This is a genomic window from Colidextribacter sp. OB.20 (assembly GCF_009911595.1).
Taxonomy (GTDB): Bacteria; Bacillota; Clostridia; order Oscillospirales; family Oscillospiraceae; genus Lawsonibacter.
Window position 1 is genome coordinate 1 of the sequence record NZ_QWKG01000092.1, and the last position, 11761, is coordinate 11761.

Consider the following 11761-nt stretch of genomic DNA (forward strand, 5'->3'; position numbering starts at 1 on the left):
GCGACGACCTCGGCGCGCCGCAGTCCCAAATATGTTTCAAACGGCGCGCCGGGTCGTCGCGCCCTACGAACGAGAAATCGACTTCTGAGCGAGAGGTGTAAATATGAACGTACTGTTTACCTGCGGCGGCACCGCCGGCCACGTGAATCCGGCGGTGGCCCTGGCCCATATTTTTCAGGAGAAGCATCCCGGCTGCCGAATCTTCTTTGTGGGGGCGGACGGCGGCATGGAGAACAAGCTGGTGCCCAAGGAGGGCTATCAGATCCGCACGGTGACCATCACCAACTTTCACCGATCCTTCAAGCCCGCGGACATCGCCCACAACCTGGGCACCTTGGCCAACATGCACAAATCCCAGAAGCAGGCCCGGGCCATCCTGGATGAGTTCAAGCCCGACCTGGTGGTGGGGACGGGGGGCTATGCCTCTTACCCTGTGGTCAACGAGGCGGCCCACCGGAGCATCCCCACCGCCGTCCACGAGTCCAACGCCGTCCCCGGCCTGACCACCAAGGCGCTGTCCAAGGTGGTAGACCGGGTGATGGTGGGCTTTGAGGAGAGCCGCGAGCACTACGACGACCCCGGCAAGGTGGTGGTCACGGGCACTCCCGTCCGGGGGGACTTCTTCAAATACACCAGGGAGGAGGCCCGGTCCAGGCTGGGCTTCACTGACGACCGGCCCCTGCTGCTGTCCTACTGGGGCTCGCTGGGGGCCGAGGTGATGAACCAGAAGATGGTGGATTTTATCGCCAAGGAGTGCTATGAGGGCGCCCCCTGGCGGCACATCCACGGCGCGGGCCGGGATTTCCCCTGGATGCAGGAGGAGCTGCTGCGCCGGGGCTTGAAGCTGGGGGACAACGGCATTGAGGTGCGGGAGTATATCTATGACATGCCCCTGGTGATGTGCGCCGCCGACCTGGTCCTGTGCCGCGCCGGGGCCTCCACCATCTCAGAGCTCACCGCCATTGCCAAGCCCGCCGTGCTGGTGCCCTCCCCCAACGTGACCAACAACCACCAGGAGAAGAACGCCCGGGTGTTGGCCGGCCAGGGGGCGGGCGTCCTCCTGCGGGAGGCCGACTGCGTGGAGAACACCCTCTACGACGAGGCGGCCCTCCTCCTCCGGGAGCGGGACCGCCGGGAGAAGATGGTGTCCGCCCTCCGGGCCATGGCCGTCCCCAACGCGGCGGAGAAGATTTACGAGACCCTGCGGGAGATTATGCGCTGACCCCGTCCCGCCGCAGCGAAAAGCCTCCCTTCGAAAAGGGAGGTGGCATTTGCGAAGCAAATGACGGAGGGTTTTCTCCTATCGAAGTGCATTTGTCTCTGTTAGGAGAAAACCCCCACCCGCTTCGCGGGAGCCCCCTTCGCGAAGGGGGCCCTTAGGCGCAATAACCAACCCCGCCCTTTCCGCATAGGATAGCCCAAATCCCAAAGATTTGGAGGCTGTCCCATGAGCTGTTTTGAAATTACGGGCGGACGCCGGCTGTCGGGCTCCCTGGCCATCCACGGGGCCAAGAACAGCGTTCTGCCCATTCTGGCCGCCTGCCTGCTGGTGCCCGGGCAGTGCGTACTCCACAACTGCCCCGACCTGTCCGACGTGTCTGCCACCCTGGACATCCTGCGCCTGCTGGGCTGCCGGGCGGACCGGGAGGGGGACACCGTCACCATCGACGCCCGGGCCCTGAGCCGGTTCGATGTCCCGGAGTACCTGATGCGGGAGATGCGCTCCTCAGTGACCTTTCTGGGGGCGCTGCTGGCCCGGCTGGGGGAGGCGGAGCTGTTCTATCCAGGCGGCTGTGAGCTGGGCCCCCGGCCCATCGACCTGCATCTCTCCGCCCTGCGGGCCCTGGGGGCCGAGATTCTGGAGGAGCAGGGGGCGCTGGTCTGCCGGAGGTGCAGAAAGGGGTTTCAGGGCCGGGAGATCTGCCTGTCTGTCCCCAGTGTGGGGGCCACCGAGAACGCCATGCTGGCCGCCTGCGGCTGTCCCGGGGTGACCACTGTTGTGGGGGCCGCCCAGGAGCCGGAAATTGTGGATTTGCAGGGCTTTCTCTGTGCGGCGGGCGCCCAGGTTTCCGGAGCGGGCACTCCGACTGTCACGATCCGGGGGGACGCGCCCCTCCATCCGGCGGAGTACGCCGTTATGGGGGACCGCATCGCCGCCGCCACCTATCTGTGCGGCTGCGCCGCCGCCGGAGGAGAGGTGGAGGTCACCGGCCTGGCGCCCGATACCCTCACTGCCGTCCTCGCCTGCTTGGAGGAGGCGGGCTGTACCCTACATACCGGCCCGGACCGTATTGTCCTGGCCAGTACTGCCCCCATGAAGGGGATTTCTCCGGTGCGCACCGCCCCTTACCCCGGCTTCCCCACCGACGCTCAGGCCATCCTCATGGCCGCGCTGGCGGGGGGCGAGGGTGCCACCCTCTTTGTGGAGAACATCTTCGACAGCCGCTACCGCCACGTGGATGAGCTGCGCCGTATGGGGGCGGACATCCAGGTCGCCGGCCGGGCCGCCATGGTGTCCGGAGTGGGACGGCTCCACGGAGCTCCTGTCCGGTCCACCGACCTGCGGGGGGGCGCCGCCCTGGTGACAGCCGCCCTGGGGGCGGAGGGAATCACCCAGGTATCCGGACTGCGCCACATCAAGCGGGGCTACCAGGGGCTGGACAAGAACCTGCGGGCCCTGGGGGCGGATATCCGAGAGCTACCATAAAGAGAACTGCGAACCCCAAACGGGAGCCCGGCGGCAGCTGGTCCCGTTTGGAGAGAATGAGCAGCGGAGCGGAGCGGATGCCCGGCGAAAACCGGGCGAAGCAAAGCGAAGCTTGGGAGGACGATATGGCAAGACGCAGCAGCCGCAGCAGAACACGGAGGAGAAACAGGGGACGCTTCGGGCCTTTGTTCAAGCTGCTGTGTGTCATTGCCGTCGCGGTGGCGCTGACGGTGGGGGCCACTGTGTTTTTTCGGGTGGAGACCATCTCTGTCAGCGGCAACCAGCGATATACTCAGGAGGACATCATTGCCGCCTCCGGCATTGAGCTGGGCGACAACCTCTACGCCCTGAACAAGGTCCGCATCGGCCGGAGCATCCGCACTCTGCTGCCATACATCGGGGAGCTGTCCATCAACCGGGCCCTGCCCAGCACCATCGTCATCCACGTCACCGAGTGGGAGGCGGTGGCCAGGCTGGCCGTGCCGGAGGCGGACCGGGCCGCCGCCGTTCAGGAGGAGCTGGCCGGGGGAAGGGAGGGGGCGGAGCCGGCAGTGCTGGCCCAGGAGCCCTGGCTCATCAGCGTGAAGGGCAAGTTGCTGGAGCCCGCCACGGCGGACAGCGGAGCCATCCCCGTTACCGGCCTGACCCCCATCGCCCCGGAGGCGGGCAGCATGCTGGCGGTGCCTGAGTCGGAGGAGACCCGGCTGTCCGCCCTGCTGGCCCTGCTGGAGGCGCTGGAGCGGGCGGAGCTGTTCAGCCAGGTGACCTCCGTCCAGCTGGAGAGCACCCAGCTGACGGTGCGCTACCTGGACCGTTTCAACGTGCGCATGGCCCTCAACGCCGACTTTGACTATGATCTGCGGCTGATGCAGGCCGTCCGGACGGAGATGGAGGCCCGGGAGAACCCGGATATCCGGGGCTCCATCGACCTGACCCAGAAGGGCAAGGACGCGGTCTTTTCCCCGGAGGAGTAGAACGTGCTGTCAGAAGGAAAAGCGGAAATTTATTCCAAATATATGATTTCCCCTTGACCTATGGAAAAAACTGCGATACAATAAAACGAAATCTTGTATGCATAACAGGACCGCCCACATCATCCCGAGATTGCGGGGGCCCATTGTACTTAGGAGGAAATAGCATGGCGTTCGGATTAGATATGGGTCCGGAAAGTGTTGTCAACATTAAGGTAATCGGTGTGGGCGGCGGCGGCAACAACGTGGTCAACCGCATGGTTAAGACAGGTACGCAGGGCGTGGAATTTATCGCGGTGAATACAGACAAGCAGGCGCTGCTGACCTCCAGTGCCACCGTGAAAATCCAGATCGGCGAGAAGCTGACCAATGGCCAGGGCGCGGGGGCCAACCCCGACATCGGCCGCAAGTCCGCCGAGGAGAACCGCAAGCAGATCTCTGAGGTTTTGGAGAACACCGATATGGTGTTCATCACCGCCGGCATGGGCGGCGGCACCGGCACCGGCGCAGCCCCCATCGTGGCCGACATCGCCCAGGAGCTGGGAGTGCTCACCGTGGGCGTAGTGACCAAGCCCTTCAAGTTTGAGGGGGCCCGCCGGATGCGTCAGGCCGAGGCGGGTATCGCCGAGCTGCGGGACAAGGTGGATTCCCTTGTGATTATCCCCAACGAGCGGCTGAAGCTGGCCAGCGACCAGAAGATCACCCTGCTCAACGCCTTTGAAATCGCCGACGACGTGTTGCTCCAGGCGGTAAAATCCATCTCCGACCTGATTAACGTGGCCGGCATGGTGAACCTGGACTTCGCCGACGTGTCGTCCATCATGAAGAACGCCGGCCGGGCCCACATGGGCGTGGGCCGGGCCGCCGGCAAGAACAAGGCGGAGGACGCCGCCAAGATGGCGGTGTCCAGCCCCCTGCTGGAGACGGCCATCAGCGGGGCCACCGGCGTGCTGATCAACGTCACCGGCTCGCTGGACATCGGTCTGGAGGAGGTGGAGACCGCCGCCAACCTGGTGGGCGAGGCCGCCCAGACGGACAATATCATCTTCGGCGCCACCTTCGAGGAGGATATGGAGGACGAGATTCGGGTCACCGTCATCGCCACCGGCTTTGACGAGAACCAGTCTGTCCAGTTCCCCCACCTGGAGGAGGCCGCCCAGCCCGAGCCTGCCCCTGCCCCCACCCCCGTGGAGGAGAAGCCGGGGCAGCCCGCCCCCCCGGTGGCGGAGAAGGAGCCCGAGCCTGAGCCGGAGCCCGAACAGCCCAAGCCCGCCGTGGCCGACGACGACTGGGACATTCTGGAGCGCATTTTCAGCAAGAAGAAGTGAAAAAACCGGCCCTGCCTGAGGTGGTGCCTGATAAAGAACAAGACAAAAAGCACAAAATTATTAGGCAGTCACCAAAAAGGCAAGCCTTTGTGACAAAATTGAACACACAGAAAAAAGCACGATTTGACAATCGTGCTTTTTTCATGCTCAAAAGGAGGCAGCGGCTATGCCCGATATGAAATTATCAAGCTATTTTTACGGAGACGAGGCGATGCAGTTTACCTACTTCCGCATCCCCTGCCAGCTTATTACCCACCCCCGATTTAAGCACCTGTCCACGGACTCCAAACTGCTCTATGGGATGCTGCTTGACCGTATGAGCCTGTCCATCAAAAACGAGTGGTACGACGATACCGGGCGCGTCTACATCTACTACACCGTGGACGAGATATGCAGCAGCCTAAACTGCGGACGGGACAAGGCCATGAAGCTGCTGGCCGAGCTGGACACTGGAAAAGGCGTTGGCCTGATTGAGCGGATCAAGCAGGGCCAGGGCAAGCCCACCCGGATATATGTCAAGCGTTTCACCACGCAGGAGCTGCCGCCCCAGCCAGATAAGAAGCCGGAACCTCCCGCGCCACTTCCAGGCGTCGATTTTGACGACGTGCAGAAGTCGGATTTTCCGACCCCAAGAGGTCGAGATTTTCGACGTGCAGAGGTCGCGGAAACCGACCCTAATCAAACTAAAAGAAATCAACTTGATTTTATCCAGCCTGATCCATCCATCTATCCCCCAGCCCCCAGCGGGCGGCAAATGGGGATTGATCGATACGAGCTGAGAGAAGAAGTCAAAGAAAATATTGAGTACGAACATCTGCGGCAGGAACTTCCCTATGACGACGTGGAGAGCCTTTTGGAGCTTATCGTGGATGTGTTAGGCAGTACGGCCTCCACCATGCGGATCGGCGGTGAAGTCTTACCCGTGGATGCTGTCAGGCGGCGTTTCCGGCAGCTTGACAGCGAACATATCAGGTACATCATAGACTCCCTGCGGAATACCACCACAAAAATCAATAACATCCGGGCCTATCTGTTGACGGCGCTTTACAACGCGCCTATCACGATAGGCCCTTATTATTCCGCCGCTGTGCGGCATGATTTTGGGTAATGCGTCTCACGGTGAGACGCATTTTGGGAGGGAAATCAATGCCCGAACACACGATCACAACCGATTGCTTCTGGAGGAACTGGCTGGGCGGAACGATAGACGGCCTGCCCTTTGCCGCAAAAATCTGCGATGTCAATTCCTCAGACGGCATCGACAATGGGCGCGTCCTCAAGCTATTTCTGTACACTGAGGACGGCGAACAGGAACTCGCCGCCTATGAGCGCGGCTGGTCGATTTACCCAAGCGGCGAACATGAAGCCAGCATGGATGCGCTACTTGCCTTTTGTGCCAAACTTCCCCCAGCGGATGACTGGCATATCCGGGCAGGCGAGAAACCCCCAACCTTGTGTTAGAAAATGCGTCTCATGGTGAGACGTATTTTTTAGCAAATATTTTTATCAGGAGGAATCTAAATGGCAAATGAAAACAGCAAAACCCCGACACAAGCGCAGCCTCAGATGATCCCGCTATCCAAAATCCACGACCTGCCCAACGTGTTCATCGCAAAGCCCCAGGACAAATTGCTGGGCAGCATGGTACTCAGCATTGAGAGCAGCGGCATCAAGGAGGCTGTCATCCTGCGCCAGCGGGACGACGGCGAGTATCAGCTCTTGTCCGGCTACCGCCGCCGCAGGGCCAGCGAGTTGGCCAAGAAGCAGGACATCCCCGCCCACGTCTACGAGATGACCATGCAGGAGGCCATCGCTTACCGCAAGGCAGTCAAGAATAACCCCAATACGCCCATCCCCGGTAAGCTCCTTGATCCCAGCGCCGACAAGGGCAAGGGTACGGAGGCCCCTGCCGTTCCCGGCGAGAAGCCCAAGGAGGACAAGACCCCTGCCGCCCCTGGCGAGAAACCCAAGGAGGACAAGACCCCTGCCGCCCCTGGCGAGAAGCCCAAGGAGGACAAGGCCCCCGCCGCCCCCGGCGAGAAGCCCAAGGAGGACAAGGCCCCCGCCGCCCCCGGCGAGAAGCCCAAGGAGGGCAAGGCCCTCGCCGCTCCCGGTGAGAAGCCCAAGGAGGACAAGGCCCCCGCCACTCCCGGCGAGAAGCCCAAGGAGGACAAGGCCCCCGCCGTCCCTGGCGAGAAGCCCAAGGAGGACAAGGCCCCTGCCGCTCCCAACGAGAAGCCCAAGGAGGACAAGGCCCCTGCCGCCCCCGGCGAGAAGCCCAAGGAGGACAAGGCCCCTGCCGCTCCCGGTGAGAAGCCCAAGGAGGACAAGGCCCCCGCCGCCCCCGGCGAGAAGCCCAAGGAGGACAAGGCCCCTGCCGCCCTCGGCGAGAAGCCCAAGCAGGCCAAGGCCCCCGCCGCTCCCGGTGAGAAGCCCAAGGAGGACAAGACTCCTGCCGCCCCCGGCGAGAAGCCCAAGGAGGACAAGACTCCTGCCGCCCCCGGCGAGAAGCCCAAGGAGGATAAGACTCCTGCCGCCCCCGGCGAGAAGCCCAAGGAGGGCAAGGCCCCTGCTGCCCCCGGTGAAAAGCCAGCCCCCACCGCTGACAAGCCCACGCCCACGGTTGCCGAGCTGGAGGCACAGGCCAAGTCTGGCCAGCCCATTCTGCTCACAGACCTTGCCAACGCTGAGAGAGCGGAGCGCGAGGCACAGAAAGACGGCGCGGCCCCCGGCAAGGGTAAGCCTGATCAATCCGCCACCCCGGACAAAGACACGGGCGAGGCCCTGACCGCTGCCAAGGAGGGGCCGTCCGGCACCTCCATTACGCAGATTTTCGAGAAACGCCTTGCGCCCCCGGATGAGGCGTCCCGGAAAACCCTGCCCACGCCGAAAGAGGGTGAGTCCTATTTTATTACCCTCCATCCGGCGTATTTGGAGAAATCCGTTTTCAATAACTTCTCCGTGGACACCGAGAGCGAAAATTTCAAGGAACTTTTGAAATCCGTAGAGCTGGTAGGCATCAAAGACCCGGTGCTGGCGCGGTTTAACCCGGAGGGCAAGCTGGAAATCCTGTCCGGCCAGCGCCGCCACATCGCCGCCACCATGCTCAATCAGGCTGTCCCCACTATTATCCAGAAAATCGACGGTGCGGACGCCAAAATCATTGTTGCGGATGGCAACCTGCACCGTGACAAAATTTCCAGCTATGACCTGTCCCGCGCCCTGCGGATGAAGATGGAGGGCATGAAGCAGAAAGCAGGCCGACGCAAAAAGGGCTACTCTGCCAACGAACTGCAAAGCGACGCGAAGCTGGCCCAGGAAATGGGTATGACCGTTTCCAAGCTCAACCGGCTGATCCGTATGTCTGAGGCGGTCAAGGGCGTGTGTGACCTGGTTGACGAGGGCAAGCTCACCATTTCCGTTGCGGCGGAAATATCCGCACTGAAGCCCAAGACCCAGGAGTCCGTGCTGCACCTGCTTGACCTGGGCTATAAGGCCACCAATGAGCGTATCTCCCGCATGAAGAAAGCCGAGGGCGGCGGGCAGAAGCTGGACGAGATGGCTCTGCGGAGCATTTTGGATGACAAGGACATCGCGCCCAAGCAGCAGGAGGCCCCCGCTGCCCCCACTCCCGGCGCGGCCCCGGAAGCCCCCGGCGTGGCTGTCGGCCAGCCGCCCATCCCCGCCTCTCCCGACGTTCCCGTTGCCCCGGAACCCCCTGCCGCCCCGAATACTCCCACCGCTGAGGATGTCCCCCCGTGGGAGGAGCCAGGAAAAGGCCCCGCCCCGGAGCCAGAGGCCGGACAGCCTACTCCTACCCCTGGCACCCCCGCCTCCAACACTCCCGCGCCGGAAAAAGAGGACGATCCGCTGAAAGGGCCGCAGGAGCGCCCGGAAGTCACTAAGGTGATTTTGACCGGCGACCGCCTCCGCAAGTATTTCCCCGATGTGTCCATGACCCCCCGCGAGATCGAGGAAAGTGTGTACTCCGCGCTGGAGGAACGCCGCCAGCGGCAGTTGAAAGAGCAGCAGAAAGCCACCATTTTCAAAAAGAGCGGGCCGTCCCGGTGAAAGCTCTCCCTCTAAATAATTCCACTATCCCCGCGAACGTGCGCCCAGAGGGGCGCTTTTTTTCTGCCCAAAAGCAGGTGACGGCCCATAGGTGACAAATATTATCACGCCGTCTCCTGCTCCGGGGGCAAGGATAATGAAAAGAGATATAAAATGAAAAATCACCTCCAAAAAGATTGAAAAATAGCGGGTTGATGAGCGAAAAACTTTCCATAATCTTTTACAATGATGTAGAACCGCAAAAGCGGAAATACATCAAGGAGGAAGATTATGGAACAAAGGCAAACCATAAGCCAGATTGCAGAATGTGTAATCTCGGAAATGGAGCGGATGCAGTACTCACCAGCAACCATCTCAACGTTTCGTGTGAAAGCGAAACAGCTAAGTCGCTATGTGCAAGAGAAAACTGGTACGGATTACTTCACCGAGGAATTGGGCCGGAGGTATCTGGCCGACACGATTGGATTTCCATTTGCAGAAAACCGGTGGCTGACAAGTCCAGAGGCATCTCATATACGCTGCGTACGCAGGATTGGTGAATATCAACTGTACGGTGCGGTGTTGCGAAATCACGCAAAGAATGCCAAAACCCTTGACGGATGGGAACTGGGTGATGAAAAAATCATTGCGGCGTATGTTGAATCAGTACAGACTGCGGACAACAGCGATGCTACAAAAAAGCTTCGTATCCACCACATCAGGCAGTTCTATGAGTTTCTGGCATCACGGAAAGTATCTGGAATCCATGACATATCCGCACAAATTATTTCTGACTACGCCGCGTCACTCCAAGGGGAATCCCCCGTCTATATGAAGCACCGATTAGCAACTCTGCGCTTTTATTTTCGCTTTCTGAAACAAAAAAGTATATTGGAATGCGATTGGTCATTTGCTGTCCCGAAAGTGATTGCGCCTAAAAATCTGAATGTGCCTGCTTTATGGAGCAGGGAGGAACTGGAACGGCTGCTCAAGAGCATTGACCGGGGCAGTCCGGCTGGGAAGCGTGATTATGCCATTATTTTGCTGGTGGTACAACTCGGCTTGAGGATTGCAGATGTTTCCGCTCTGCGGCTGGACAGTTTAAAATGGGAACGAAACGAACTTGAGTTTATCCAGCATAAGACAGGCAACCGGGTAACGCAGCCGCTGCTGGAGGATGTGGGCTGGGCCATTATTGATTACATCAAATATGGACGGCCCAAGGCGGAATCGCCATTCGTTTTTCTCACGGCGAATGCACCGTATACCCCGATGAAAAGCGGCTCGATTGGGTGTATCCTGGATCGGCACAGAGCGCGGTGCGGTATTGAAAAGAAGAATGGCGCGGTGAGCGGTATGCATTCTCTGTGCCATGCGATGGCGCGGCGCCTGCTGGAGCAAGGAACGGAATTGTCCACCGTTGCCAATATCATGGGCCATACCAGCTATGCCTCGACATCTCCCTATCTGAAGGTGGATATTGAGGGCCTGCGTGAATGTGCGCTTTCTCTTGGGGAGGCGTTGACAGATGCATGATGGCCCAGAAATTAAGACCTATCTGTATAGTGGCCCGCTAAAAGCAGCTTGTGAAGGATTTGTTCAAGAAAAACGTGCTGTTGGTTGCCTTTATAATACTGAGGCGAAAAAATTGAGCGAGTTTTCCCGGTTTACCCTTGCCTTTGATTTTCCAAAGGACACCCTGCCCAAAGAAGTTGTTCAGGCTTGGATCGCTAAAAAGTCTACCGATTCAGATAGAAACCAGTATGCCAGATTCTCGCTGATTTCCCAGTTCGCTAAATATATGGAACGGGTGGGCTATCCGGCCTATGTGCCTGGGCGGGATGAGATTGGGAAACTGCACAGAAACTTTGTTCCATACATTTTCTCCCATGAAGAAATCAGGGCGTTTTTTGAAGTTGCTGACACAATGACCTGCCCTCCAAAATCCGGTGCTCCAAGGCGGCGTCTGATTATGCCTGTCCTGTTTCGAATGCTGTATTGCTGTGGACTGCGGGTATCTGAAGCAACCAATTTGTTAGCCAGCGACGTGGACTTAGAGCATGGAATTTTGACAATTCGGAACAGCAAGTTTGGCAAGACCCGTTATGTTCCTATGTCCGCCGAATTAACAGCCGTATGCGCTGTTTATGCAGAAACGAGGCTCGTTGGCCCGCCGGGTGCAGACTGGTTCTTTGCAGCTCCAGATGGCGGACATTACAATACAAGGTCTATCTACAACATTTTCCGTGAACTGCTGTGGAAAGCAGGGATTTCCCACGGCGGAAAGGGAAACGGCCCCAGACTGCACGATTTCAGACACACATTTTGCGTTCATTCCCTGCAAAAGTGGACAATGCAGGGTTCTGATCCCACCACTCTGCTGCCCCGGTTGACAGCTTATCTGGGACACAATGATTTTTCCGCGACCGAGCAGTATCTGCGGATGACCGCCGAAGCGTATCCAGAAGTATCTCGGCTTATGGAGGAAAAATACGGATATATCATCCCCAGTATGGAGGGCAGTACAGATGAAAACCACTGATTTTGCCCAGTGCCTTGCTTCATACCTCACCATGTATCTGCCAGGGCAGCTTGGATTATCTGAAAATACAATCATGGCCTACCGGGATTGTCAGCGCCAATGATAAAATGAAAGAAAACGCCGAGGAAAAAATGTAGTTTTGTGGCGGAGAGGAGGGAAAAAA

Annotated in this window: 9 protein-coding genes; all 9 read left to right on the plus strand. The window is 59.5% G+C overall.

The features are described 5' to 3' along the window. Positions 1 to 103: 103 nt before the first annotated feature. The 9 genes from D1641_RS17415 (at position 104) to D1641_RS17455 (ending at position 11598) form a co-directional block, all read left to right on the plus strand. Positions 104 to 1222, plus strand: a complete 1119-nt coding sequence (locus D1641_RS17415) for a UDP-N-acetylglucosamine--N-acetylmuramyl-(pentapeptide) pyrophosphoryl-undecaprenol N-acetylglucosamine transferase (RefSeq protein WP_160667992.1) — start codon at positions 104 to 106, stop codon at positions 1220 to 1222. A gap of 225 nt (positions 1223 to 1447) precedes the next feature. Next, on the plus strand, positions 1448 to 2707 hold the full coding sequence (gene murA / locus D1641_RS17420) for a UDP-N-acetylglucosamine 1-carboxyvinyltransferase (protein ID WP_160667994.1): 1260 nt from the start codon (positions 1448 to 1450) through the stop codon (positions 2705 to 2707). A gap of 125 nt (positions 2708 to 2832) precedes the next feature. After that, positions 2833 to 3681: an FtsQ-type POTRA domain-containing protein gene (locus D1641_RS17425; protein ID WP_160667996.1), complete on the plus strand. Its 849-nt coding sequence runs from the start codon at positions 2833 to 2835 to the stop codon at positions 3679 to 3681. Between the two features lie 164 nt (positions 3682 to 3845). After that, positions 3846 to 5006: a cell division protein FtsZ gene (gene ftsZ, locus D1641_RS17430; protein WP_160667998.1), complete on the plus strand. Its 1161-nt coding sequence runs from the start codon at positions 3846 to 3848 to the stop codon at positions 5004 to 5006. A gap of 166 nt (positions 5007 to 5172) precedes the next feature. Continuing rightward, a complete protein-coding gene (locus D1641_RS17435; RefSeq protein ID WP_201757424.1) occupies positions 5173 to 6114 on the plus strand; it encodes a DUF6017 domain-containing protein in 942 nt (313 codons plus the stop codon). A gap of 38 nt (positions 6115 to 6152) precedes the next feature. Further along, complete coding sequence (locus tag D1641_RS17440) at positions 6153 to 6467, plus strand: hypothetical protein (protein ID WP_160668000.1); 315 nt, start codon at positions 6153 to 6155, stop codon at positions 6465 to 6467. Between the two features lie 60 nt (positions 6468 to 6527). Further along, a complete protein-coding gene (locus tag D1641_RS17445) occupies positions 6528 to 9077 on the plus strand; it encodes a ParB N-terminal domain-containing protein (protein ID WP_160668003.1) in 2550 nt (849 codons plus the stop codon). Between the two features lie 270 nt (positions 9078 to 9347). Then, entirely contained in the window at positions 9348 to 10592 is a 1245-nt protein-coding gene (locus D1641_RS17450; protein WP_160668005.1) for a tyrosine-type recombinase/integrase, read from the plus strand. Beyond that, entirely contained in the window at positions 10585 to 11598 is a 1014-nt protein-coding gene (locus tag D1641_RS17455; RefSeq protein ID WP_120395952.1) for a tyrosine-type recombinase/integrase, read from the plus strand. The genes D1641_RS17450 and D1641_RS17455 overlap by 8 nt, the downstream gene beginning before the upstream one ends. Positions 11599 to 11761 lie beyond the last annotated feature (163 nt).

What these genes read in the sequence shown, in the direction of transcription:
- D1641_RS17415 (WP_160667992.1), top strand. Translation starts at nt 104, where the DNA reads ATGAACGTACTGTTTACCTGCGGCGGCACCGCCGGCCACGTGAATCCG.
- murA (WP_160667994.1), top strand. Translation starts at nt 1,448, where the DNA reads ATGAGCTGTTTTGAAATTACGGGCGGACGCCGGCTGTCGGGCTCCCTG.
- D1641_RS17425 (WP_160667996.1), top strand. Translation starts at nt 2,833, where the DNA reads ATGGCAAGACGCAGCAGCCGCAGCAGAACACGGAGGAGAAACAGGGGA.
- ftsZ (WP_160667998.1), top strand. Translation starts at nt 3,846, where the DNA reads ATGGCGTTCGGATTAGATATGGGTCCGGAAAGTGTTGTCAACATTAAG.
- D1641_RS17435 (WP_201757424.1), top strand. Translation starts at nt 5,173, where the DNA reads ATGCCCGATATGAAATTATCAAGCTATTTTTACGGAGACGAGGCGATG.
- D1641_RS17440 (WP_160668000.1), top strand. Translation starts at nt 6,153, where the DNA reads ATGCCCGAACACACGATCACAACCGATTGCTTCTGGAGGAACTGGCTG.
- D1641_RS17445 (WP_160668003.1), top strand. Translation starts at nt 6,528, where the DNA reads ATGGCAAATGAAAACAGCAAAACCCCGACACAAGCGCAGCCTCAGATG.
- D1641_RS17450 (WP_160668005.1), top strand. Translation starts at nt 9,348, where the DNA reads ATGGAACAAAGGCAAACCATAAGCCAGATTGCAGAATGTGTAATCTCG.
- D1641_RS17455 (WP_120395952.1), top strand. Translation starts at nt 10,585, where the DNA reads ATGCATGATGGCCCAGAAATTAAGACCTATCTGTATAGTGGCCCGCTA.